The organism is Sorangium sp. So ce131 (assembly GCF_051519095.1).
GTDB lineage: Bacteria > Myxococcota_A > Polyangia > Polyangiales > Polyangiaceae > Sorangium.
The window spans coordinates 11,647,904-11,671,972 of record NZ_CP150455.1 but is presented as its reverse complement, the minus strand read 5'-3'; the positions used below and the strand labels follow the sequence as shown (position 1 = coordinate 11,671,972).

Sequence of the window (24,069 nt, the reverse complement as noted above, 5' to 3'; positions counted from 1 at the left end):
GCCGGCTCCTTCACGGGTTGTCGATCCGAGCCGCGTCGGCGAGGTGGGGGTCGTTCAGCGGATAGAGCGGGCTCTTCGCCGCCTGCATCGACACGACCCAGGCTCCCACACCCAGGGGGCCGAGCAAGCCGGCCAGGTCGATCCAGCTGAGGTGCGCGCCGTGGTGGTCGAGGTTCGGCATGATGAGCCAGTAGAGGTCGACGTAGTGCATCACGAGGAGGAGCACCGACGCCGCGCCGAGCACGACCGGGCTCCGCTTCGCGTGCCGCGACAGGAGGGTGAGGAAGGGCACGATGAAGTGCCCGAACAGGAGGACCAGGCTCACGGCCTTCCACGACCCCTCCCAGCGGTGACGGAAGAAGATCGTCTCCTCCGGGATGTTGGCGTACCAGATCAGCAGGTATTGCGAGAACGCGATGTACGCCCAGAAGATGGTGAAGCCGAAGAGGAGCTTCCCGATGTCGTGCTGGCGCTCGATGTTGCTCACGTTGCGGAGCAGCCCCGCCTTGTGGAGCGCGATCGTGATCAGCGCGAGCGCCGAGAGCGAGCTCGTGACCGCCCCGGAGAACACGTAGACCCCGAAGATGGTCGAGTACCAGTGCGGGTCGATGCTCATCAGCCAGTCGAAGGCCGCGAACGAGATGGTGAGGCCGAAGACGATGATGGCCGGGGCGCTCGACGCCCGCATCTTCGCCGTGGGCCGCACGTCGGCGCTCTCGTCCTGCGCGCGGGAGGTCCTGATGAACCACAGCGACAGGCCCGCCCACGCAGCGAGGTACACCGCGGCGCGGATGTAGAAGAAGGTCGGGTTGAGGTACGCCGCCTTCTGGCGGAGGATCTCGTCGTGCGCGGCCTCGGGGCCCATCCAGTGGTGGTAGATGTCGTGCGCGAGCACCGCGACCGGGAGGAACAGCACGGCGCACGCGGGCAGGATGCCGCTCATCCACTCCATGTGGCGCCGCGCGGCCGCGGACCAGCGGGCGCGCGTGAGGTGCTGGATGAGCACGAAGAACAGCGCGCCGAGCGCGATCGTCGCGATCCAGGTGAAGCCGGTGAGGTACGAGAACGCGAAGCGCTTCCTGTCGACGATCGCCGCGACCGCCGAGAGCACGACGCCGGCGATGGCGAGCGTCATGCCCCGCGAGACGAGCCGCCGCGCGACCGCCTTGTCGAGGACCTTCGCGTCCTCGGCGAGCGCATTTCCGTGGGACTTCATGGAGTTCCGCTCTCCTTCACGATGTTGCCCCGCTGTCCCTCCGGCACGTCGTCGATCCGCGCGTGCTGGCTGCGCTGGAGCACGCGCACCCACGTGACGATCGCCCACCGGTCACGGACCGGGATCTGCTTCCGATAAGAAGGCATGTTGCGCACGCCGTTCGTGATCACGTTGAAGATCTCGCCGTCGGGCAGGCCGCGCGCCCGGTCGGACGCGAGGTCGATCGGCGGCGGATACCCGCGCTTCACCACCATGCCCTGCCCGCTCCCGCTGTGGTCATGGCACGGCGTGCAGTAGATGTTGAAGCGATCCCGGCCCCGCCGGATCACCGCCTCGTCGACGGTGATCGGCGCCATGGCCACGAACGCCTCGCCGTCCTTGCCCGTGCGGAAGGCCTCGCTCTCGTCGAGCGAGCCCTGGGCCACCGTGCCCTGCACGAGCGGCCGCATCGCGCGCCCGTCCGGGAACAGCGAGGTGCCCTCCTCGGGCTGGAACTTGGGCTGCCAGTCCATGTCCCCGAAGAGGTGGATCGGCGGATCGCTGCTCGCCTGTCCCCGGCAGCCCGCCAGGGCGACGAGGAGGGGAATACACCAACGTTTCACGAGTAGACCTCCCTGATGCCCTGCGCCCCTACGCGCTGGAGGAGGTTGCGCGTCTCGGTCGCGTCGAACTTCGGGTCGCTCGCCTCGACGCTGACGAAGAAGGCGTCGTCGGTCGCGCGCGGGAAATTGGGGTGCGTCATGGTCGGGTGGAAGAACGAGGGCAGGCGCGAGATCGCGAAGAGCCCGAAGAAGCACGTGAGCGCCGCGAAGAGGACGGTGAGCTCGAAGAACACGGGGATGTACGCCTGGTACGAGAAGGGCTGCTTGCCGCTGATGATGAGCGGGTAGTCGTAGGCCTGCGTGTACCAGGCGAGCGCGATGGCGCTGGCGAGCCCCGTGAGCCCGCCGGCGAGCACGAACCAGGGCAGGCGAGACGGCTTGAGCCCCATCGCCTTCTCCAGCCCGTGCACGGGGAACGGCGTGTGCGCGTCGAAGTGGCTGTACCCGGCGTCCCGGAGCGCCTCGCACGCGTGGTAGATGTCCGCCGGGGTCGTGAAGTAGCCCATGATCGCGAACGTGGTGCCCCCGCCGCCCCCGCCGCTGTTCTCCTCCTGCTGCGCGATCTCGATCTTGCGCTCGATCTTGCGCTCGATCGCGAGCGCGGCCTTGCCGCCGTGCGCCGCTTCCTCCGCCCGGTCGTGCTTCGCGTACTCGGCCTCATCCTCGGGCACGTGGCCCTGCGGCGTGAAGTCGTTGTGGTAGCCGCGCTCGGGGTCCTTCTCGTTCTGCTCGTCCGCCTCCCGGGTGGAGGCGGGCTCCTCGGAGCGCTTCTCGCTCGGAGCGTCGCTGTCACGCTGCATGGTGCGCCTCGTCGTTGCTGTGCGAGCCGTGCGGATCGGCGCCCGGCGTGACCCCCTTCACCTCGCTGATCGCGACCATCGGGAGATAGCGGACGAACAGCAGGAACAGGGTGAAGAACAGGCCGAACGAGCCGAAGAACGTCGACATGTCCCAGAAGGTCGGGCGGAAGTAGGTCCAGCTCGACGGGAGGAAGTCCCGGTGGAGGCTCGTCACGATGATGACGAAGCGCTCGAACCACATGCCGATGTTGACCAGGATCGAGATGATGAACATCGCGGGGATGCTGGTGCGGATCTTCTTGAACCAGAACAGCTGGGGGAAGATCACGTTGCAGCTCACCATGGTCCAGTACGCCCAGGCGTAGGGGCCCATGATGCGGTTCGCGAACGCGAACCGCTCGTAGCCGTTGCCGCTGTACCAGGCGATGAAGAGCTCCATGCCGTACGCGTAACCGACCATGGTGCCCGTCGCGACGATCACCTTGTTCATGTTCTCGAGGTGCCGCATCGTGATGAGCCCCTCGAGGCCGAACGCCTTGCGCGCGAACACCATCAGCGTGACGACCATCGCGAACCCGCTGAAGATGGCGCCCGCGACGAAGTACGGCGGGAAGATCGTCGTGTGCCAGCCGGGGACGACCGACACGGCGAAGTCGAAGGAGACGATCGTGTGCACGCTGAGCACGAGCGGCGTCGAGAGCCCCGCGAAGATGAGGTAGGCCTTCTCGTAGTGGAGCCAGTTGCGGTGCGAGCCGCGCCACCCGAGGCAGAGGATCCCGAAGACGATCTGCTTCGTCCGGGTCGTGGCCCGGTCGCGGAGCGTGGCGACGTCGGGGATGAGCCCGACGAACCAGAACAGGGCCGAGACCGTCGCGTACGTCGAGACCGCGAAGACGTCCCAGAGCAGGGGGCTCTTGAAGTTCGGCCAGATGCTCATCTGGTTCGGGAGCGGGAACAGCCAGTAGGCGAACCAGATCCGGCCGAGGTGGGCCACCGGGTAGATGGCGGCGCACGCGACGGCGAAGATCGTCATCGCCTCCGCCGCGCGGTTGATGCTCGTCCTCCACTTCTGGCGGAACAGGAAGAGGATGGCGCTGATCAGCGTGCCGGCGTGGCCGATACCGACCCAGAACACGAAGCCGGTGATGTCCCACGCCCAGTTGACCGTGGTGTTCAGGCCCCAGATGCCGATGCCGGTCGCCACCAGGTGGACGAGCGAGCCGCCGAGGAGGAGCAGCAGGCTGATGGCGAGGGACAGCAGGATGAGCCAGCCGGAGGGCCGCTTGTTGAGGACGATTCCGGCGACCTTGTCGGTGATCGAGCGGAAGTCGTCCTTCTGCTGCACGAGCGGCGCCTCATCCAAGAGGGCGGCTCGGTCCGGGACCGGGGAGTGGCTGACCTGGAGGGGTGCTGTGGCGCTCATACGTCGGCGAGCTCCGGGTTCTTGTTGCGGATCTTGGCGAGGTAGGTGACCCGCGGCTTGGTGTTGATCTCCTCGAGCATGCGGTAGCCGCGCGGGCTCGCGGACGTCACGGACACCTGGCTCGACTGGTCGTTGAGGTCGCCGAAGATGATGGCCCGCGTCGGGCAGGCGCCCTGGCACGCGGTCACGACCTCGCCGTCCTTGATGTGCTCACGCCCCTCTCGCTTGGCCTCGATCTTGGCGTGGTTGATCCGCTGCACGCAGAACGTGCACTTCTCCATGACGCCCCGCGACCGGACGGTGACGTTGGGGTTGAACTGCATCTTCCGCTGCTCCGAGTCCGGCCTGCCGTATTCGAAGAAGTTGAAGCGGCGGACCTTGTACGGGCAGTTGTTGGCGCAGTACTTCGTGCCGACGCACCGGTTGTACGCCATGTCGTTCAGCCCCTCGGGGCTGTGGGTCGTGGCGGCGACCGGGCACACCTGCTCGCACGGCGCGTTCTCGCAGTGCTGGCAGGGGAGCGGCTGGTGGATGCTCTCCGGCTCGTTCGGGTCGTCGCCCTGGAAGTAGCGGTCGACGCGGAGCCAGTGCATCTCGCGCGTCTGGAGCACGCCCTCGGCGCCCACGACCGGGATGTTGTTCTCGGCCTGGCAGGCGATCACGCACGCGTTGCAGCCGATGCAGGCGTTGAGATCGATGCTCATGCCCCAGGCGTGGCCGCGCCGGCGGTCCGGCTCCTTGAACAGGCTGAAGAGCGACGGCACCGCGACCTGCTTCCGGGCGAACTCCGGGTCCTTCTGGAGCTCGGCGAGCGTCCCCTCGCGCGCGAGCGGGCGGCCCTCCATGACGAAGTGCTCCTGCGTGCGCGCGAGCGTCGCCGCCTCGCCCGTCTTCTCGACCGAGAAGCCGCCGGCGACCTCGAAGGCGTCGCTCTTCCGGAGCGGGACCACGTCGACGCCGACGCCGCGCCCGACCCGGAGCTGCGCGCGCCGGCCCTGGCCGACGCCGATCGTCACCGAGTCGTCCGCCTGCCCCGGCGCCACGACGACGGGGATGCGGACCTGGGCGCCGGCGCCCGACAGCGTCACGACGTCGCCGTCCTTCAGGTTGAGCCGCGCCGCCGTCGCCGGCGAGATCTCCGCGCCGTTGCCCCAGGTGAGCTTGTGCATCGGGTGGGGCAGCTCCTGGAGCCACCCGTTGTTCGCGAACCGCCCGTCCCACGCGTGCACGTCGGGCCGGAAGACGACCTCCAGCCCCTCGGCCACGGCGGGCGCGAACGCCCGCAGCGCCTCGACGGCGGCCTGCGGCGCGGCGGTGACCACCTCGTCGGTGAGCTGGGTCCCCGCGAGCAGGCCGTCGTGCAGCGCGCGGCGCAGGTCCTGATCGGTGCGCGCCGCGCCCTCGGCGGTCAGCCAGGTCGCCTTCACGAGGTCGTAGGCCGTCCGCGAGCCGCCGAGCAGCAGCTCGACCACCTCGGCGTCGGTCCTGCCGGCGAAGAGCGGCGCGATGAGCGGCTGCACGACGCTGGCCGTCCCGTCCTCCGCCCGGACGTCGCCCCACGACTCCAGCGGGTGCGCGCGGTTCAGGTGCCACTTCGAGCGCTCGCTTGTCTCGTCGACGTGCGACGAGAGGTGCACGCTGACGGGGACCTTGGCGAGCGCGTCGACGAAGCGCGCGTCGGCGGGCGCGTCGAAGGCCGGGTTGCCGCCCAGGATGAGCAGCGTCTCGACCTCGCCGCGCTCGATGGAGCGCGCGAGCTCCACGATCGCCTCGGGCCCCTCGCGCGACTCGTCGAACGGCGCCACGAGCCGGATCGCCTTGCCGGTGTTGTCGAGGGCGAGGTTGATGAGGTGCGCGAGGGCGTGGACCTCCTTCGGCTGCGAGCGCCCGGCGACGACCGCGCCCTGGCCGCGGTTCGCCGCGAGGTCGGCGGCGATGGCGGCGGCGTAGCGCGTGGCCTTCGCGTCGAGCCCGCCGGCCTTGCCCTCGATCGTCTTGAGCAGCTCCGGATCGAGCGCGACGCCGCGCTTCCCGAGCTCGCCCGCGAGCGCGAAGGTGAAGGCGGCGATCTTGCGGCTCTGGATCCGGAGCCGGTGGTCCGCCGACGCGCCGGTCACCGTGAAGGTGCTCTCGACGGCGTAGAGGCGGTTCATCGCCGCGGCGTCCTTGTCGACCGCGCGGCCGGCGGCGAACGCGCGCGCCTGCTTGATCGGGCTGCCGTCGGTGGCGAGCAGGTCGGCGTCGAGGGCGACGATGACGCGCGCCTTGGTCAGGTCGAGCGCCGTCTCGAGCGGCCTGCCGAACGCGAGCCGCGCGCCCTCCCGCGCCGCGTCGCGCGAGAAGGGCTCGTACCGGACGACGCGCGCCTCGGGCAGCGTCTTGCGCAGGTCGGCGAGGCGCGTCGCCAGGGTGGGCGAGCGGTGCGCCTCGGTCAGGATCGTGAGCCCCTTGCCGCCGCGGGCGCGCAGCTTGTCGCCCTCGGCTTTCAGGAACGTCGCCGCGTCGTCCCAGGACTTGAGGGTCGCGCCCTCCCGCGGCGAGGTGCTGCGGTCGGGGTCGTAGAGGTCGAGGACCGCGGCCTGCGTGTAGAGGGTGGTCGCCCCGAGGCTCTCCGGGTGCCGCGGGTTGCCCTCGATCTTGGTGGGCCGCCCCTCGTGGCTCTCGACGAGGACGCCGAAGGCGGTGCCCATCATGGACAGCGCCGTCGCGTAGAAGAGCGGCTGGCCGGGGATGACCTCCTCGGGCGCGCGCGCGTACGGGAGGATCTTCTCCTCCGGCCGGCGGCAGCCCACGAGGCCGCCGAGGGCGAGCGACGCGCCCATCAGCGAGAGGAACGTGCGCCGCCCGACGCCGCCCTCCGGCGGCGGCTCGATGGCGCCCGGCGGGAACTCGCGCCCGAGCGCGTCGATGAAGTCAGGCGAGCCCGCGAGCTCGTTCAAGCTGCGCCAGTACGTTTTTCCAGAGACGTCCTGGGCGAGGGGGAGGGGAATTCGTTTGCTCATCGGTGGCACCCCGAGCAGTGGAGCGGCGCCTGCACCTGACGCCCGGAGGTCGTGACCGCGGGCACGCGGTCGTCATAGGGTTCGGGGTTCGCGGGGATCCCTGCGGTCGCCATGACGGCGGTCGAGGGCGCCATGTCCATCTTGGTGACGTCGGCGGGATCGCGGAGGTTGGGGCCTGGGTTGCGATGGCACTCCAGACACCAGCCCATCGAGAGCGGCTGGACCTGCCGCACCTTGTGCATCTGGTCGATGCGCCCGTGGCAGCTCACGCACCCGACCCCGGCCGCGAGGTGGGCCGAGTGATCGAAGTAGACGTAATCAGGCAGGTTGTGGACGCGAACCCAGGGGATGGGCTCGTCGGTGGCCCAGCTCTCCTGGACGAGCAGGAGCTTCTCGCTGTCCCTCCGCACCTTGGCGTGGCAGTTCATGCACGTCTCGGTGGGGGGGACCGCGGCGAAGCCGGATACTTCCACGGTGTTGTGGCAGTACCTGCAGTCGATGCCTAGGTCGCCAGCGTGCAGCTTGTGCGAGTAGTCGACCGGCTGATCCGGCTGATAACCGACCTCTACATGTTTGTTGGTACCGTAGTACCAGAATCCGCCGATCACAGCGGCTCCGAGGGGCAGAACTCCGAAGAGGAGCCCGAGCGGAACCACTTTGTTGGCCCATCGTGGGAACAGGAACCGAGCCATAGGGTTGTATGGCGTCAGAGAGACGCGCGGGCGCAGTTATGGCGTGCTGGCCAGGTGCGACAAGACGGCAAAATGCCGCGTGACCGCGGCAGATTGCCGCGGGGGATGACGGAAGCCTGCGGGCGCGGCAGGTCGCCGCGGGGCGCGGCAGGTTGCCGCGCCCGCCGGGGTCGCTCCTTACGCATCGCCGGCGCGGATCGTCGATGACGCCGCCCGGGCGCCGGCGCGCCTGCGCCGCGCGCCGCGCGCCGCGGGTTCAGAACACGGGGGTGAACGCGCGCGGCGCTCGCTTCTTCCTGAGGCAGCGCGTCGCGCGGCTCATGTAGCAGACGGTGAAGGCCCGCCGCGGGTGGCCGCTCCGGTTCACGGCGGAGCAGTGCCAGAGGTGGTTGTGGATCATCAGGGCCTCGCCGGCGCGCGCCGGCAGCGCGACCTTGCGGGCGTCCGCGCCGGCGGCGCGCACGTGCGCGGCCGGGATCAGCCCGCCGAGCGGCGTCGCGAGGCCGCCCTTGTGGCTGCCCTCCAGCACCTCCACGCAGCCGCCGTCGGCGGGGGCGTCGTCGAGCGCGGTCCAGATCTGCAGCTCGGGGTCGCGATCGAGGCCCCAGTAGCTGCCCCCGTCCTGGTGCCACGGCAGCGGCGTCCCGCCGGAGGCGGCCTTGTTGAAGAGCACGGCCCGGTAGATGGCGATCTCCCCCTCGATCAGCGACCGCGCGATCCGCTCGAAGAGCGGGTTCTCGATCCAGGCGAGGAACAGCGGGTCTTTCTCGAGCTTCTCGAGCTTCCGGTACGACGTGCTCGGCCCCTGGTAGCCCTTGCCGTACGGCAGATCCTCGTATCGGCCCGAGCCGGCGTCGTGCTGGAAGAAGAGCCCGGGGTACGTCACGCGCCCGAGCATCAGGTCGTCGGAGCGGGCGCGGAGCGCCTCGATCCCGGCGTCGCCGAGGACGCGCCCGAGCCGGGCGTACCCGCGGGCGGCGTAGTCGGCCAGCGCGCCCGCGAGATCGAGCGTCCGCGCCTCGGGCAGCAGGAAGTCCGTCATCGCGCTCGCGCTCATCGCGCGTAGCTCGCATCCGTCCCGAGGTGGTCGCGGTGGAGCACGTCCATGCGCCGCGCCGCCTCGGGCGAGAGCGGGCGGGCCACGGCGTCGGCGGCGGCGTCGAGGTGCTCCGCCTGCGCCGGGCCGATCAGGATGGAGTCGACGACGTCGCGCCCCGCGAGCCAGGCGTAGGCCAGCGACAGCAGGCTCCTCCCCTCGTCCGCCGCCACGGCCGCGTAGCTGGCCGCGAGCTCGAACATGCGCGCGCTCCAGTACCGGCGCTGGTACAGGCGGTTGTCCTCGAAGCGCGAGCCCGCCTGCGTCGCCTCCGGCCCCGCGTGCCGCCCCGCGAGGAGCCCGCCGGCGAGCGGGTTGTACACCGCGGTGGCCAGCGCGTACCGCCGCGCGAAGGCGGCATACTCGACGTCGAGCTGGCGGATCAGCGCGTTGTAGAGCACCTGCGACACCGCGGGCCGCGCCTTGCCCTCGGCGTCGCGGCGCACGATCATCTCGAGGATCTGCCAGGACGCGTGGTTGCTGACCCCGTAGTGCAGGATCTTGCCCTGCTCGAGCAGGGCGTCGATCGCCGAGAGCGTCTCCTCGACGGGCGTCTCCGGATCCGGCGCGTGGAGATAACAGACGTCGACGTGGTCGGCGCCGAGGCGCTGGAGGCTCTCGTCGACGGCGCGGATCACCTGCTCGCGCCCGAGGCCCTCGGCCTTTCGCCGGACGCGGCGCAGCCCGACCTTGGTCGCGATCTGCACCTCGGCCCGCCGGCCCCGGAGCGCCCGGCCGAGGATCCGCTCGGACGCGCCGTCCTGGTACAGGTTGGCCGTGTCGAACGCGGTGATCCCCCGCTCGAGGGCGCGGTGGACGATGCGCTCGGCCTCCTCGGGCGGCGTGCGGCCGCCGAAGTTCATCGTGCCGACGACCAGGGCGGGCGCCGCGCCCGGACGTCGCCGCTCCGTCATGGAAGCCCCCGCGCGCGCGACCACGGCGTCCATCAAACCTGCGCGACGAGGAGCGCGATCACGTACAGGATCAGACATACGACCCACAGCGTGCTCAGGCGCGGCCATCCTTGCCGGAAGCCGTAGATGGGCGCGAGCGGCGGCACCACCAGCGCGACGACGCCGCGCCAGCGGGGGCCGCTCCGGAGGATGAGCCGCGCCGCGAGCGCGACGTGGACGGTTACCCAGGTGGCGAACGCCAGGACGAGCGTCGCGGTCACCGCGATATCCTTCACGGGCACGGGGCGAAGCCTAGCGTCACCGCAGCGCCCCGCCCCTGGAAATCAGCGCTCCGGGGAAGCGCGGGCGACCGGCCCTCCGCGCTCTCCGATCTCCGGCGCCGAGCCCGGCTCTGTCCCGCTACAAAATCCGGGCTAAGCTTGGTCCGTGCCTTTGCGCAACACGCCGTCTCTTCGTCCGGGCGCCCACCTCGCCGCGCGCGCCGTCCCGCTCGCGATCCGCTGCGGCACAGCGGTCGCGGGCGCCGCCCGCGCCCTCGTGGACCGCGAGGGCCGCCTCATCCCCCTGAGCCTGCTCGCCGGCGCCGTGTGCAGCGCCGCGGTCGGCGTCGGCGCGGCTCAGGCGATCTCCGCGCCGCCCGACACCCTGCCGATCTCCGAGGTGAAGCCGGGAATGAAGGGATACGGCCTCACCGTCTTCTCCGGCACCACGCCCGAGAAGTTCGACGTCGAGGTCATCTCGACGCTCCGCAATTTCCGCCCGAACCAGGACCTCATCCTCATCAAGACCCAGCACCCGCGGCTCGAGGTCGCCCGCACGGTGGCGGGGATGAGCGGCAGCCCGATCTATGTGAACGGCAAGATGATCGGCGCCTACGCCTACGGCTGGCTCTTCGGCGCGGAGGCGATCGCCGGGGTCACCCCGATCAAGTCGATGCTCGACGAGCTCGCGCGCCCGCTCCCGCGGGGGATCGCCCCGAAGGGCGGCGGCCCGCTGCCCGCGCCGGTGAGCGCCGTCCACGGCGGCGCGGCGCCGCACGCCGCCGCCGCGCCGGCCCGGCTGCGCAGCGGCCGCGGCTTCGTGGGGGCCGTCGACGCCTACGACCTCGCCGGCCACGCGGGGCAGATCGCCGCGCGCGTCGCGCCGACGATCGCCCCGCCCGAGTCGACGAGCCTCGCGCGTGCGTCGACGCCGGTGATGCTCGGCGGGCTCGGGGGCACGTCGCTGCGCATCGCGAGCGACCTGCTCGGCCCCATGGGGCTCGACCCGCTGCAGGCGGGCGGCGGCTCGTCGGCCAACCCCGAGCCGAGCGCGCCGACCCGGTACGTCGACGGCGGGGCGATCGGCGTCGAGCTCGTGCGCGGCGACATCTCCGCGATGGGCATCGGCACGGTCACGCGCGTGTCGGGCGACAAGCTGGTCGCGTTCGGGCACCCGATGATGAACGGCGGCGTGACCAACCTCCCCACCGCCATCGCCCGGGTGCACTGGATCCTCGCGAGCCAGAACCGGAGCTTCAAGATCGGCGAGGCGGTGCGGTCGGTCGGCACGCTCGTCAACGATCGGCAGGCCGCGATCGTGGTCGACAGCGCGGCGAAGGCGCCGATCTTCCCGATGCGCATCCAGATCGAGGGCGTCGAGGGCGCGCCGCACCCCACGTGGAACGTGGACGTCGCGCACGATCAGTTCATGGCGCCCGCCTTCGTCGCGATGGCGGTCGGCAACGCCGTCGAGGCGACGACGGCCGAGCGGCGCGACATGACCTGGCGGGCGACGAGCCAGCTGAAGATCGGCCGCTACGGCACCGTCTCCCTCGTCGACTTCGGCGCCGGGAACGGCACCCCGCTCAGCTCGGACGATTTCGTCCGCAGCCGGCTCGTCCGGGCGATGGGCGCCCTGCTCAACAACCCCTGGGAGGACGTCTCGATCGAGCGCGTCGACACCCGGGTGAAGGTGACCTTCGACCGCGAGGTCGTCCTGCTGCGCGGCGCGAAGGTGCTCGAGCCGGAGATCGACGCGGGCGCCCCCGCGCGCATCCGCCTGGACCTCCAGCCCCACCACGGCGCGATCGAGTCGCGCGTCATCGAGGTGCCGGTGCCGCGCGAGCTCGCCGGCGGCCAGGTCGACATCGAGCTCGCGCCCGGGTACGAGGTGGAGCGCCCGATGGCGACGCCGAACAACGTCGCCGAGCTCGTGGCGATGCTGCCGCACCAGACCTACGACGCGGAGAGCGTCGTCGCGACCTTCCGGCTCCGGGAGAACGGCGCCGCCTACCGCGGCCAGGTCGCCTCGCGGCTCCCGCCCGGCGCGATGGACACGCTGCGCCCGAGCTCCACGTCCGACGCGCCCGAGACGTTCGGCGCGCAGGTGCAGGTCCCGGTCTCCCTCAAGCGCTTCCTCGTCGGGAAAGACACCGTCAGCGTCACGGTCCGTCCTATCCTCCGCTGAGCTCCTCCGCTGAGCCCCTCCTCCCTCCCCGCCGCCACCCCGCACAGGTCCGTCGCCCGCGATCCATGAGCACCCAGCGCTCCTCTCTTCCTCCCTCGTCGCCTCGCCCCTCCTCGCCCCGCCCCGTCGCCGCGCCCTCCGCGCGCCGGCTCCTCGCCGCCGCCGCGGCCGCCGCGTGGCTCGCGGCGTCCCCGGCCCACGCGGTGGGCACGCGCAGCTTCGAGCTCGAGTCGCTCGAGGACCTCAAGGGCGGGGACCTCACCGGGGTCAGCGTCGACTCGAACGGCAACGTGCGCGCCGGGCTCACGCTCGGCGCGACGCCGTTGCCCGAGGCGACGTCCATCTGGAGCTCCGTCGTGCTGCCGGACGGCACGGTGCTGCTCGGCACGGGCAACGAGGGGAAGATCTACAGCGTCTCCGGCGGCCGGGTGGCGCTCGCGGCCACGACGGGGCAGATGGCGGTCAGCGCGCTCGCGGTCGCGTTCGACGGCGACGTCATCGCGGGGACGTTCCCCGAGGGCAAGCTCTTCCGCCTGCCGCGCGGCGCCGGCAACGGCGGCCCGGCGAAGCTCTTCGCCGAGCTCCCGCAGACGGAGGACGTCTGGGGCCTCGCCTACGACCCCCGGGCCAAGGCGCTCTACGCGGCGACCGGCTCCGAGGGGAAGCTGTTCCGCGTCGACGGCGCGGGCAAGGCCCAGGTGTACTTCGACAGCGACGAGCCCCACCTCATGTGCGTCGCGGTCGGCGACGACGGCGTCGTCTACGCCGGCTCGAACGGCAAGGCGCTGCTCTACAAGCTCACGGGCCCCGGCCGCGCGACCGTGCTCCACGACTTCGACGCGGACGACGTGAAGGCCATCGCCGTCGCGCCGGGCGCGAAGGGCGGCGCGGTCTACGCGATCGCCAACAAGTACGCCGAGGCGTTCGCGCCCCCGCGGCGCAACCGGAGCGGGCCCCCCGCGCCGCAGCCCGCGCGCGCGCCGAAGCCCGGCAAGGGCACGCTCGTGCGCTTCGACCGGAGCGGCGTCGCGGAGAAGATGATGAGCGACGACGACACCCACTACGTCTCGCTCGGCCTCGGCGACGACCTGATGCCCTACGTCGGCACCGGCGCCGAGGGCCAGCTCTACACGGTGAGCGACAACCACGTGGCGCGGCTCGTCGCCGACACCGACGAGCGCCAGGTCGGCGCGTTCGTGATGGCGGGCGCCCGCAGGTTCGTCGCCACCACCGATCCCGCGGTGTTCCACGAGGTGAAGGGCGTCGGCGGCGCCGCCGCGGTGTGGACCAGCAAGGTGCTCGACGCCGGGCTGCGGGCCACGTTCGGGCGCCTGACGTGGCGCTCGGACGGCGCGCTCGAGCTCGAGACCCGGAGCGGGAACACCGACGCGCCGGACAGCACCTGGAGCCCGTGGTCCCCCGCGCTCGCCGCGCCGGGCGACGCCAAGAGCCCGCCCGCGCGTTTCGTGCAGATCCGCGCGCGCTGGAGCCGTGATCCCGGCGCCGTGCTCCGCGAGGTGAAGCTCTCGTTCGTGACCGACAACGCGCGCGCCGTGGTCACCTCGATCGACGCCGTCCCGAAGGGGCAGACGAAGCCGCCTCGCTCGAACCTCCCGCCGTCCGGCGGGGAGGCGCCGAAGCCGGTGAGCGCGCTCCAGGTGACGTGGAAGGTCGACAACCCGGACCAGGACGACCTCCGCTACCGCCTCTCCTACCGCATGGAGGGCCAGGCCACGTGGCGCAGCATGCTGAAGCCGGGCGAGAAGGTGACGCGCCCCGAGTACACGTGGGACACGACGGCCCTGCCCGAGGGCGAGTACCGCATCCTCGTCGAGGCGAGCGACGAGCTGGCGAACCCGCCCGAGCGCACGCAGCGCCACAGCCTCGAGTCGGGCACCGTGCTCGTCGACAACACGCCGCCGGTGTTCCGGGCGCTCGCGCTGCAGGGACGCCGGCTCACGGGCGAGGTCGCGGACGGGCTCGGCCCGATCGCGCGCGTCGAGGTCTCGATCGCCGGCCTCGAGGAGTGGCGGCCGATCTTTCCGACCGACGGCATCTTCGATGAGCCGGCGGAGCCGTTCAGCGCGGACCTCGGCGCCATCGTGCCCCCCGGCTCGCACCTGCTCGCGGTGCGCGCCTATGACAGCGCTGGCAACGTGGTCACCCGCGACATCGAGGCGCGGTAGGCGCGAGCCTTCCGCGCCGCCGGCAGGCGCGGGCGAGCCGAGCTCGGCGCGACACCGGCGTCATGCCTGCGCCAGAAGCCGGGGCGGGCGCGCCGCTCCTGCGCCCGCGGACGGTGGTGCAACGCGTCGCCTTGCGCTCTGCCCGCGCCGTCTCCGGGATCTGGCGAGGGCACACTGGCCCGGCATGTTCTATGAATGTCGGCGAGGGACATGATCAGTTCACCCCGCTTGGGCTTTTCTGGTGGATCTGGAATGAGCGCCCGTTACCTCCTGCTGGTCCCTGGGCTCGCGGCGGTGTTGTTCGTCGTGCTCACCGCGTGCGGGAGCGAGGACGACGCCGCCTACAGCGATGAGAGCGCAGTGTGGGGGGACGGCGGATGGGGGTCCGCTGGAACCGGCGACTACAGCTCGTTCTCGAGCGGCGCGGGCGGCGGCGGCGGCGTGGTGGAGGGGGACATCAACATCCCGGCGGGCGCCGATAACGAGAAAGATCCCTCGACGCGCTTCGCTCACCTCTGCGGTTCGGGCGAGTGCACCCCGGGGGGGGACCCGGGCGAGTGCGAGTCGAGCGGCGGTACGGGATCAGGGGCCTCCTCCGCGCCGACGGCGCACTGCCAGCTCACGCTGACGGGCAGCGGCGTCGAGCCGAGCTGCCTGCCGGCGGGCCACTTCGGCGCCGGCGACCCCTGTCAGACCGGCGCCGACTGCAAGCCCGGCCTCGGCTGCGCGGTGGTGGGCGGGCGGGGCGGCGTGTGCCGGGAGTACTGCTGCAGCAACACCGAGAGCTGCGCGCCTGGAACGTACTGCGACGCGCAGCGGATGGCCGAGTCGGCCGACGAGGGGCCGGACGCGCCCCGGATCCCGGTCTGCGTCCCCGCGGAGAACTGCGAGCTCCTGAACGACAGCACCTGCGCGGCCGGCCTCACCTGCACGATCGTGCGCGACGACGGGACCACGAGCTGCGTGGAGCCCGGCCCCGGGCGAGCGGACGAGCCGTGTCCCTGCGCGCCCGGGTTCGTGTGCTCGAGGCTGACCGACTCGTGCAAGCAGCTCTGCCGCATCGACGGCGGGACGTCCGACTGCGGCGTCGGCGCGAAGTGCCAGGGCGGCAGCGCGGTCTATCCCCCCGGGTTCGGGGTCTGCGTCGGCGGCGCGCGGTAGGCGCCCGCCATCTCTGCCCGCCAGAAGCCCGGCCAGGGGTTGGCCGGATCTGCGCCGCTTCTGCGCCGCTTCACGGCGGCCTCGCGCGGCCTCGCTGGCCGACGCCGCCCCGTAAAAAAATGGGTCGTCGCCTCGCCGCCGCGTGGATCCAGGCGGCGGGCGCGCGCTGCCGTGGTCATGCTGGGGTCGTGCAGCGTCCGCTCCTCTCGTTCGTCCTCTTTATCGGCATCTTCAGCGCCATCGTGGCCGGCGTTCACTACTACCTCTGGCACCGCCTGATCCGCGCGACCGAGCTCGGCCCGTCATGGCACCGCGCCGGCACGGTGGCCCTGGTGGTGCTCGCGTCGCTGGTGCCGCTCGGCCTGTTCCTCACCCGCTCGCTGCCGCGGCAGCTCGGCGGCGTCGTCGCGGGCGTCGTCTACACGTGGGTCGGGCTCGCCGTCCTGCTCTTCTTCCTGCTGCTCACCTCCGAGCTCGTCCGCCTCGGCGCCCACGGCGTCACGGCGCTCCTGCACCGGCCGTTCGACGGCGATCGCCGCACCTTCCTGTCGCGCACGATCGCGGGCGTCGCCGGCGCGCTCGCCGTGGGCCTCGGCCTCGCCGGCGCCGCGAGCGCCCTCGGCGACGTCGCCGTCCGCCCCCTGCGCGTCCGCCTCCGCCGCCTCCCCAGGGCGATGTCCGGCTTTCGCGTGGTCCAGCTGACCGACCTTCACATCGGACCGACGATCGGTCGAGCGTGGCTGGAGCGCGTCGTCGCGCGCGTGAACGCCCTCAAGCCGGATCTCGTGGCCATCACCGGAGACCTCGTGGACGGGTCCGTGGAGGAGCTCCGGGAGCACACGGCCCCGCTCGCCGACCTGCGCGCGACGCACGGGGTCTACTTCGTGACGGGCAATCACGAGTACTACTCCGGCGTCGACGCCTGGATCGAGGAGCTCGGCCGGCTCGGCGTGAAGGTGCTGCGCAACGAGCGCGTCTCGATCGGCGACGGCGATCACAGCTTCGACCTGGCCGGCGTGGACGACTGGAGCGCCAGCGGCATGGGCCGCGGCCACGGCCCCGACCTCGCGCGCGCGCTCGCCGGGCGGGACCCGTCCCGCGAGCTCGTGCTGCTCGCGCACCAGCCCAAGCAGATCGTGAAGGCGGCGGAGATGGGCGTCGGCCTGCAGCTGAGCGGGCACACCCACGGCGGCCAGATCTTCCCCTGGGGTCTGTTCGTGCGGCTGGATCAGCCGTACGTGGCCGGGCTGTCGTCGCACGGCGAGACGCAGATCTACGTGAGCCGCGGCACCGGCTACTGGGGGCCGCCGATGCGCGTCGGCGCGCCGTCCGAGATCACGCTGATCGAGCTCGAGGGCGCCGCCGTGACGGAGGCCTTCGCGCACCGGAGCCCGCCCGTTCACGGCGCGGGCGCGCCGGGTTCCGCTCGGTAGCCCGACGTGAAGGCCGGCGCGGCGCGGGCCGTTTCAGCGGGCGCCGCGCCGGGCGCGGCGGAGCAGGCTGAAGACGCGCGCGCCGAGCTCGGGGGCGCGGAACGGCTTCACCAGGTAATCGTCCGCGCCGCTGGCGAAGGCGTGGGCCATGTCCTGCGGCGAGGCGTTCGCCGTGAGGAAGAGGACCGGCAGCTCGCTGAGCCCCGGCTCCTGCCGCAGCGTCCGGCAGAGATCGATGCCGGTCATCCGCGGCAGGTTCCAGTCGAGCACCACGAGCTCGAAGGGCGCGCCGCGGACGTGCTCCAGCGCCTCTTCCGCGCTGGCCGCGGACACGACGACGAGCTCGACCGCCTCGAGCATCGTCGACACCATGTCGCGGATGTCCGGGTCGTCGTCGACCACGAGGACCCGGGAGCCTTTGCCCTTCAGCCGAGGCGGCGCCGGGCGCGTGGCGAGCCGGTCCGCCGGGCCGGCGGCCTGGGCGTGCGCCGGCGCGGCGGGCCGGGCCGCGGCGCCGGCCGCCGCCGCGCTGGCGAGCGCGGCCGCGTCGGTGTCGGGCATGGACCCGGGGCGGGTCGCCTCGGTCTGCGCGAAGTGGGCGAGCCGGCGCCAGTCGCGGGGCTCGAACGTGAGCCGCGCGCCCTCCGGCGAGACGGACGCGCACGCCGCGGCCGACGTGGCGCGCCGGTTCTCGCCCAGCTCGAAGATGGCGAGCACCCACTCGCCATCCGCGACGACCTCCCCCGCGGGCAGGCCGAGCTCGGGGTCACCGCCCCCTGGATCGCAGACGATCTGCTCGAACTGCTGCAGATCCGGAAAGCGGTAGAGGACGCTCCGCACCGCATGACGCTACACCCGCGCTAGCATCTCGCAAAGGGTCCGACTAAGCTCCGCGCCGCGATGTCGTTCCTGCGCTGGATGCCGCTGCTCCTCGCGCTGCTCTCGATCAGCGTCACGGGCTGTCCTGGGAATTCGGGTCCGAGCGACCCCAAACCTGCCCCGAGCCCGGAAGTCTCGGTCTCGCTTGCCGGCGTGGACACCTCCTCGCTCACGCCCCGCGAGCGTCGAGAGTGGGCCGCCCAAGTCTCCGAGCTGCTCTCGCCCTGCCCGGACACCCCGGTGAGCATCGCGCAGTGCGTGAAGGAGCAGCGCCCCTGCAAGGCGTGCCTCCCGGCCGCGCAGCTCCTGCTCCAGCAGGTGAAGGACGGCCGGTCGAAGAAGGAGCGCGAGGACGCGTTCCGCATGCGGTTCGACCCCGGCAAGGTGAAGACGCTCGTCACCGAAGGCTCGCCCGAGATGGGGCCGCCCGACGCGCCGGTCACGATCGTCGAGTGGGCCGACTTCGAGTGTCCGTTCTGCCGGCTGATGTCGCCGCTGCTCGAGGACCTCGTGAAGCGCTTCGACGGGCAGGTGCGGATGGTCTTCAAGTTCTACCCGCTCTCGGGGCACGCCCACGGCGAGCCCGCCGCGCGCGCGGCGGTCGCCGCCATGAACCAGGGCAAGTTCTGGGAGATGCACCACCTCCTGTTCGAGAACCAGGACAAGCTCGAGCAGGCCGACTTCGAGCGCTACGCGCAGCGCCTCAAGCTCGACATGGTGAAGTTCCGCGCCGACCTGGTCTCGCCCGACACCAAGGCGCGCATCGACAAGGACAAGAAGCAGGCCGACGAGGTCGGGCTCGAGGGGACGCCCCTCATCTACATCAACGGCCGCGAGGTCGACCTGCAGCTGCTCACGAACCCGGGCGCGGATCTCGAGGCGTGGTTGAAGCTCGATCTGGAGCTCCTCGGCCACACGCCGCGGCCCGCGCCGCCGAAGCCGGCGTCCCCGCCGGGCGCGACCGACACGCCCGCGGCCGCCGGCGCGGCCCCCGCGGGCTCCGGCAGCGTCGCGCCCGCCGCCGGCGCGGCCCCGGCGGGCTCCGGCAGCGGCGCGCCCGCCGCCGGCTCGGCGCGCACCGCGCCCGCCGCTGGCTCGGCGCGCACCGCGTCCTCGGGCGGCCCCGCGCAGCCCGCCCAGCCGAGGACACCGTGAAGGTCGCCGACCCGTGCGGCTGTTTCCCGACGGGCCGGCACTACCCAGGCATCGCGCACCTCCTCAAGGTGCGCGCCGTCGGCGTCGCCTCCGAGATCGACGCGGGCAGCGCGTGGATCGACCAGCCCATCGCCTTCATCGACGTCGAGACGACGGGGCGTGACCCCGCGGGGGACCGCATCATCGAGCTCGGCATCGTGATCGGCCGCGCCGGGGAGATCGTGACCCGCTACAACTGGCTCATCCATCCCGGGCGGCCGATCCCCGCGGAGAGCACCGCCATCCACGGGATCAAGGACGCGGACGTCGAGGGCAAGCCGTCGTTCGCCGAGGTCGCGGAGGAGATCCTCGCCTGCTTCCGGGGGGCGATCCCCGCGGCGTACAACGCTGCCTTCGATCGCTCGTTCCTCCTCGCGGAGCTCGAGCGCGTGGGCATGCGCCCGCCGGAGCCGCCGCCCGCGATGCGGCGGGAGGTCGACTGGATCGATCCGCTCACGTTCGCCCGCGAGCTCTACCGGAACGAGGAGAGCCGTGCCCTCGGCGACATGGCCGCGCGGCTCGGGATCACGCTGGAGAAGGCGCACCGCGCGACCGACGACGCCGAGGCGGCGCTCCAGGTCCTGTACGCGTTCGCGAAGGACCCGCGCGTCCCCCGCGCCTACGGTGGCCTGATCCAGGAGCAGCGGCGGCTCGTCCGCATGCAGGACGAGGCGCGGAAGCTCTGGCGCAAGGCGCCCGCCGCCGCGGATCCACGGACCCCGAAGCCGAGCTGACGTCATGGTCGACGGGCCGAAGCGACGCCTCCCTCTGGTCGGCGGAGCGCACGGCGCGGCGCCGCCCCCGCGGGGTGGGGCGGCAGGACCGGAGAGCGGAGCGCATGGCGCGGCGCCGCCCCCGCGGGGTGGGGCCGCAGGACCGGAGAGCGGAGCGCACGGCGCGGCGCCGCCCCCGCGGGGTGGGGCGGCAGGACCGGAGAAGCGCAGGCTCCCCGTGCTGCAGAGCAGCGGCGAGGACGAAGGCGAGGACCGCCCGCCGTGGCAGTGGATCGCGCTCGGGGCGGCGGCGATCTTCCTCGTGTGGCTGCCGCTCGCCGGGCTCGCGAACACGCTGCTGCTCCGGGCGCTCGAGCCGACCGGCGACGCCGCGACGCCGCCCTCGGCGCGGCTCGTGACGCTGGGGCTCATCAACGTGCTCGCGTTCGCGATCGCCGGCCTCGCCGGGGGCTACCTCGTGGGGCGGTTCGGCGGGCGCGCGGGGCGCCGCGAGGCCGCGGCGAGCGGGGCCGCCGTCGCGGCGACCGCCTGGGCGTTCGCCCTCGCCCAGGGCGCCCTGACGGGCGCGCTCGGGTCGGCGTTCCTGCTCGTGGTGCTGGTCGCGATCGGCGGCGCGGCCTCGTACGCGGGCGGCGCCTTCGGCCTGAGGCGCCGCGCCGCCGCCGGCGCGCCCCGACCGGGAGGATGAGCCGCGCGCGCAGCGAGCGCGGGGCCGCCGGCCGTCAGGCCTCGCCGAGCCGGCGGATCGGCGCGCTCGCCGCGGGCAGCGCGGCGTACGGCTGGGCCGTGCGCGGGTCACACGCGTCCGGCGCGACGTCGAGCAGCGGCCTGAGCGCGAACGCGCGCTCGCAGAGCCGCGGGTGCGGCACCTCGAGGTCCGGCTCCGCCACGGGCTCCCCCTCGATCCAGAGCACGTCGATGTCGATCGTCCGCGGCCCCCAGCGCACGGCGTCGGGGCGCGTGCGCCCGAGCGAGCGCTCGACGGCCAGGGTGCGCGCGAGGATCTCCCGCGCGGGCAACGACGTGGCGAGCAGCACCGCGGCGTTGACATAGTCGCCCTGCGGCGGACCGCCTGCGGGCGGCGACTCGTACCGCGGCGACTCGCGGAGCACCTCGAGATCGGGATCGGCGCCGAGCGCCTCGACGGCGGCGCGGAGGGTCCCGAAGCGATCGCCGAGGTTCGATCCCAGCCCGAGGACGACGCGCCGAGCGGAGCCCACGGCCGCGTTCACTCCCGCGGATCGGTGGCGCGGCGTCCACCGCCGATCCGCCGGCCTTCCGGCCGCGGGGGGAAGACGCGGCGATCCTCGGGGCTGCGGCGCGCGATGGGGGAGCGGCGCTCGACGGCGGGCTCGCCCGGCGCCGGCTGCCCGCCCCGCTTGAGCCCCACGAACAGGGCGCGCATCTCCTCGAACGTGGCCGGCATCTCGACGGCCACGGTCGCCGCGTGCGTCCGGCACAGGCTCAGCGCGCGCCCCTGGATGACCACGCGGGCCATGCGCGAGCGCGCGCGAGGATCCCCCGGCGCCCCGCCCTCGCCCGGCTCGCAGTCCTCACACACCGCACACCGCTCGATTGACTCGCCCATGAGGGAGCCTTCGCAGACCCCGGGCCGTCGGGCCAACTTCCTGGCGCCGCGGGCGGCGCGGCGGGGTCAGGCGCGGGGTCAGGCGTTCACAGACCGGCCGCGCGCCCGCTCCTCGGCCCACGCGATCACCCGCGCCGCGGGGTCCGTGCCGGTGAAGCGCCCGAGCTCCTGGATGCCCGTGGGGCTCGTGACGTTCACCTCGGTGAGCCGCTCGCCGATGACGTCGAGCCCCACGAAGTAGAGGCCGTCGGCGCGCAGGCGCGGCGCGAGCGCCCGGATGAGCTCGAGCTCGCGCGGCGTCAGCTCGGTCGCGACCACGCGCCCCCCGACGTGGATGTTCGAGCGGTGGTCGTCGTCGCGCGGCACCCGGAGGATCGCGCCGAGCGGCTCGCCGTCGAGCAGCAGGATGCGCTTGTCGCCCTCGACGACGGCCGGGAGGTACTCCTGGACCATCGCCAGGCGGTGCCCCTCGTTCGTCATCATGTCCGCGATGGCGCGCGCGTTCTTGTCGCGCTCGTTGATCTGCAGCACGCCGAGCCCGCCGGCGCCGTCGAGCGGCTTGATCACCGCCTGGCCGCCGAGCGCGCGCACGAACGCGTGGATCTGCTCGCGGTCGGCGGTGACCAGCGTCCGCGGCGTCCACTCGGGGAAGTTCTGCGCGTAGAGCTTCTCGTTCGCGTCGCGCAGCCCCCGCGGATCGTTCACGATGAGCGGGCACCGCCGCGCGCGCTCCAGCAGCAGCGTCGCGTACAGGTAGCTGCGATCGAACGGCGGGTCCTTGCGGATGAAGATCGCGTCGACGTCCGCGAGGCGGAGCCGGCGCGGCCCCTCCGCGAGATCCAGCGCGATGTACGGCGGCGCGTCGGTGATGACCACCGGGCGCGCCGACGCGTACGCCTCGCCGCCCTCGATCGAGAGATCGCGCGGCAGGCAGTGGTAGCTCTCATGCCCGCGCGCCTGCGCCGCCCGGATGAAGGCGAACGACGTGTCCTTGTCGTGCGTCACGCGGCTCAGCGGATCCATGAGGAAGACGAAACGCATGCGGCTCTCGGGGGTGAGGGTGGAGGGGGAGGTGAGGGTGGGGAGAGTGACCGAGGCGGAGGAGGCGGCGCCCGCCCGGGCGGGCGCCGGCGTGCTCACTGCATCGCGGCGAGGACGAGCTGCGTGCTCAGGTCGTCGCCGAGGTCCGAGGCGAGCGCGTAGCCGACGCCGCTGTCCTCGGCGGCGACCACGGAGTAGCCGTTGATCTTGCCGACGTACACGGGGCGCTCGCGCACCACGCGCGGCTGGAGGATCGGCTGCGCCTTCTGCACCGGGACCGCGCGCGAGTTGAAGAGGTAGACCGTGACGCGGTGGTTGCCCCGCACGACGTACTGGAGCAGCGCCGCGCGCCGGTCGCGCATCGTGTGCACGCGGGCGCCCATGAAGTTCACGGGCAGCGACTGGAACTGCGGCCGCCGGACCGGCACGCCGACGAACGGATCGAAGCGCGGGAGGTCCTCCGGGTTGGTCGTCTCGGGCGGGAGCGGCTGCGCGTGCTGCGTGACGAGATCGTCGAGCAGGACCTCCACGCTCTCGTTGCCCGCGCCCCCGACCTGCGCCTTCGCGACCTCCTGCGGCGCGGCCACGACGGCGGGCTTCTGCCGCGCCACGCCCACCACGAAGACGACGCCCGCTGCCGCGGCGAGCGCGGCAGCGTACCCCTTGTGGATGAGGCGCGGCTTCGGCTCCGCCTGCGCCGCCGCGCGGGCCGCGCCGCGCGCTTGCTCGTGCGCGACCGCCGCGGCGATGCGCGCCCTGAGCACGTCCGGACAGCCCGCGGGCTTCGCCCGCTTCAGGCTCGCCCGCAGCGAGCGCAACATCTTCACCTGCTCGAAGCACGGAGGGCACTGGACCAGGTGGGACTCGAGGTCGACCGCGTGGTCCGGATCCAGCTCGCCGTCGACGTAGGCCGACAGCGCGTAGTCGAACCGCGCGCAGCTCTCGATCGACTTCGCGGCGCTCATGCGACACCCCGCTTTCGCTTGCGATACGCGTCGAGGTCGGCGGGCGCCTCCTTCGGCGCGTCGTCGCTGACGATGCCCATCAGGACCGCGTGCTCGCGCAGCGTCTTCTGGAGGAGCTTGCGGCCCCGGTGGAGCCGCGACATCACCGTGCCGATCGGGCACCCCATCGCCTCGGCGATCTCCTTGTAGGAGAGCTCCTCGATGTCCGACAGCACCACCGCCAGGCGAAACTCCTCGGGCAGCTCGTCGAGGGCGCGCTGCACCTCCGCCTCCACGAGGGGCGTGAGCGCCTGGGTCTCCGGGTCGCGCATCGCCCGCATCGTCGTCGCCCCGACCCAGCCGTCGGTGAGCGGCTCGGCGTCGGGCCCGTCGAAGATGCCGCGCTCCAGCCCCCCGCGGCGGTACCGGTTGATGAACGTGTTCGTCAAGATCCGGAGCAGCCACGCTTTGAGGTTCGTGCCGGGCTCGAACTGATCCCGGGCGCGCATCGCCTTCACGATGGTGTCCTGGACCAGGTCCTCGGCCTCGGTCGAGCTCTTCGTCATCCGGCAGCTCACGCCGTAAAGCGTGTCCAGATGGCCGAGCAGCTCGACCTCGAAGGCGTCAGCGCGACCGCTGTCCGTTGCGGCTAACGAATAGTCCTGCGCTACGGACGCAGGTTTCTTGCTGAAGAAGAACGGCATGGGCTCGACCTG

At 72.5% G+C, this 24,069-nt stretch carries 22 protein-coding genes; 7 read left to right on the top strand and 15 right to left on the bottom strand.

Annotated features, from left to right (window positions below; translation table 11 throughout):
• Nucleotides 1–10: 10 nt before the first annotated feature.
• The 9 genes from WMF43_RS42385 to WMF43_RS42345 form a co-directional block, all read right to left on the bottom strand.
• Entirely contained in the window at nucleotides 11–1,216 is a 1,206-nt protein-coding gene (locus WMF43_RS42385; RefSeq protein WP_437673704.1) for a hypothetical protein, read from the bottom strand.
• Nucleotides 1,213–1,818, bottom strand: coding sequence for a c-type cytochrome (locus tag WMF43_RS42380; RefSeq protein WP_437673702.1), 606 nt, complete (start codon nucleotides 1,816–1,818; stop codon nucleotides 1,213–1,215). Before WMF43_RS42380 ends, WMF43_RS42385 begins: the two co-directional genes overlap by 4 nt.
• Nucleotides 1,815–2,618, bottom strand: a complete 804-nt coding sequence (locus tag WMF43_RS42375; protein ID WP_437673700.1) for a DUF3341 domain-containing protein — start codon at nucleotides 2,616–2,618, stop codon at nucleotides 1,815–1,817. Before WMF43_RS42375 ends, WMF43_RS42380 begins: the two co-directional genes overlap by 4 nt.
• On the bottom strand, nucleotides 2,608–4,041 hold the full coding sequence (nrfD, locus tag WMF43_RS42370; RefSeq protein ID WP_437673698.1) for an NrfD/PsrC family molybdoenzyme membrane anchor subunit: 1,434 nt from the start codon (nucleotides 4,039–4,041) through the stop codon (nucleotides 2,608–2,610). Before nrfD ends, WMF43_RS42375 begins: the two co-directional genes overlap by 11 nt.
• On the bottom strand, nucleotides 4,038–7,043 hold the full coding sequence (locus WMF43_RS42365; protein WP_437673696.1) for a TAT-variant-translocated molybdopterin oxidoreductase: 3,006 nt from the start codon (nucleotides 7,041–7,043) through the stop codon (nucleotides 4,038–4,040). Before WMF43_RS42365 ends, nrfD begins: the two co-directional genes overlap by 4 nt.
• On the bottom strand, nucleotides 7,040–7,735 hold the full coding sequence (locus WMF43_RS42360) for a cytochrome c3 family protein (RefSeq protein WP_437673694.1): 696 nt from the start codon (nucleotides 7,733–7,735) through the stop codon (nucleotides 7,040–7,042). Before WMF43_RS42360 ends, WMF43_RS42365 begins: the two co-directional genes overlap by 4 nt.
• A 256-nt stretch (nucleotides 7,736–7,991) precedes the next feature.
• Nucleotides 7,992–8,792, bottom strand: a complete 801-nt coding sequence (locus WMF43_RS42355; RefSeq protein WP_437673692.1) for a phytanoyl-CoA dioxygenase family protein — start codon at nucleotides 8,790–8,792, stop codon at nucleotides 7,992–7,994.
• Entirely contained in the window at nucleotides 8,789–9,745 is a 957-nt protein-coding gene (locus tag WMF43_RS42350; protein ID WP_437673691.1) for an aldo/keto reductase, read from the bottom strand. Before WMF43_RS42350 ends, WMF43_RS42355 begins: the two co-directional genes overlap by 4 nt.
• A 32-nt stretch (nucleotides 9,746–9,777) precedes the next feature.
• Nucleotides 9,778–10,026: a hypothetical protein gene (locus WMF43_RS42345; protein WP_437673689.1), complete on the bottom strand. Its 249-nt coding sequence runs from the start codon at nucleotides 10,024–10,026 to the stop codon at nucleotides 9,778–9,780.
• A gap of 145 nt (nucleotides 10,027–10,171) precedes the next feature.
• Here WMF43_RS42345 and WMF43_RS42340 point away from each other — a divergent pair, with 145 nt between their 5' ends.
• From WMF43_RS42340 to WMF43_RS42325, 4 genes are all read left to right on the top strand, one after another.
• Nucleotides 10,172–12,193 carry a SpoIVB peptidase S55 domain-containing protein gene (locus tag WMF43_RS42340; protein WP_437673687.1) on the top strand — a complete coding sequence of 674 codons (2,022 nt, stop codon included), beginning with the start codon at nucleotides 10,172–10,174 and terminating at the stop codon, nucleotides 12,191–12,193.
• Nucleotides 12,194–12,258: 65 nt separating this feature from the next.
• Complete coding sequence (locus tag WMF43_RS42335; RefSeq protein ID WP_437673685.1) at nucleotides 12,259–14,379, top strand: hypothetical protein; 2,121 nt, start codon at nucleotides 12,259–12,261, stop codon at nucleotides 14,377–14,379.
• A gap of 252 nt (nucleotides 14,380–14,631) precedes the next feature.
• Nucleotides 14,632–15,540, top strand: coding sequence for a hypothetical protein (locus WMF43_RS42330; RefSeq protein WP_437673683.1), 909 nt, complete (start codon nucleotides 14,632–14,634; stop codon nucleotides 15,538–15,540).
• Nucleotides 15,541–15,728: 188 nt separating this feature from the next.
• A complete protein-coding gene (locus WMF43_RS42325; protein WP_437673681.1) occupies nucleotides 15,729–16,973 on the top strand; it encodes a metallophosphoesterase in 1,245 nt (414 codons plus the stop codon).
• A 33-nt stretch (nucleotides 16,974–17,006) separates the two neighbouring features.
• Here the strand turns inward: WMF43_RS42325 and WMF43_RS42320 are convergent, their stop codons facing one another.
• On the bottom strand, nucleotides 17,007–17,813 hold the full coding sequence (locus WMF43_RS42320) for a response regulator transcription factor (protein WP_437673679.1): 807 nt from the start codon (nucleotides 17,811–17,813) through the stop codon (nucleotides 17,007–17,009).
• Between the two features lie 60 nt (nucleotides 17,814–17,873).
• Between WMF43_RS42320 and WMF43_RS42315 the strand changes: the two genes are divergently transcribed.
• The 3 genes from WMF43_RS42315 (at nucleotide 17,874) to WMF43_RS42305 (ending at nucleotide 20,468) form a co-directional block, all read left to right on the top strand.
• Nucleotides 17,874–19,007, top strand: a complete 1,134-nt coding sequence (locus WMF43_RS42315) for a DsbA family protein (RefSeq protein ID WP_437673677.1) — start codon at nucleotides 17,874–17,876, stop codon at nucleotides 19,005–19,007.
• Nucleotides 19,004–19,780: a 3'-5' exonuclease gene (locus WMF43_RS42310; RefSeq protein ID WP_437673675.1), complete on the top strand. Its 777-nt coding sequence runs from the start codon at nucleotides 19,004–19,006 to the stop codon at nucleotides 19,778–19,780. The genes WMF43_RS42315 and WMF43_RS42310 overlap by 4 nt, the downstream gene beginning before the upstream one ends.
• Nucleotides 19,781–19,997: 217 nt before the next feature.
• On the top strand, nucleotides 19,998–20,468 hold the full coding sequence (locus WMF43_RS42305) for a hypothetical protein (protein WP_437673674.1): 471 nt from the start codon (nucleotides 19,998–20,000) through the stop codon (nucleotides 20,466–20,468).
• Between the two features lie 34 nt (nucleotides 20,469–20,502).
• Here the strand turns inward: WMF43_RS42305 and folK are convergent, their stop codons facing one another.
• The 5 genes from folK to WMF43_RS42280 form a co-directional block, all read right to left on the bottom strand.
• Nucleotides 20,503–21,000 carry a 2-amino-4-hydroxy-6-hydroxymethyldihydropteridine diphosphokinase gene (gene folK, locus WMF43_RS42300; RefSeq protein ID WP_437673672.1) on the bottom strand — a complete coding sequence of 166 codons (498 nt, stop codon included), beginning with the start codon at nucleotides 20,998–21,000 and terminating at the stop codon, nucleotides 20,503–20,505.
• A gap of 8 nt (nucleotides 21,001–21,008) precedes the next feature.
• Nucleotides 21,009–21,368 (bottom strand): hypothetical protein, encoded by a 360-nt coding sequence (locus WMF43_RS42295; protein ID WP_437673670.1) that lies wholly within the window; start codon nucleotides 21,366–21,368, stop codon nucleotides 21,009–21,011.
• Between the two features lie 78 nt (nucleotides 21,369–21,446).
• Nucleotides 21,447–22,409 (bottom strand): glutathione synthase, encoded by a 963-nt coding sequence (gene gshB, locus WMF43_RS42290; protein ID WP_437673668.1) that lies wholly within the window; start codon nucleotides 22,407–22,409, stop codon nucleotides 21,447–21,449.
• Between the two features lie 95 nt (nucleotides 22,410–22,504).
• A complete protein-coding gene (locus WMF43_RS42285; protein ID WP_437673667.1) occupies nucleotides 22,505–23,374 on the bottom strand; it encodes an anti-sigma factor family protein in 870 nt (289 codons plus the stop codon).
• Nucleotides 23,371–24,057 carry a sigma-70 family RNA polymerase sigma factor gene (locus WMF43_RS42280; RefSeq protein WP_437673665.1) on the bottom strand — a complete coding sequence of 229 codons (687 nt, stop codon included), beginning with the start codon at nucleotides 24,055–24,057 and terminating at the stop codon, nucleotides 23,371–23,373. Before WMF43_RS42280 ends, WMF43_RS42285 begins: the two co-directional genes overlap by 4 nt.
• Between the last annotated feature and the right edge of the window lie 12 nt (nucleotides 24,058–24,069).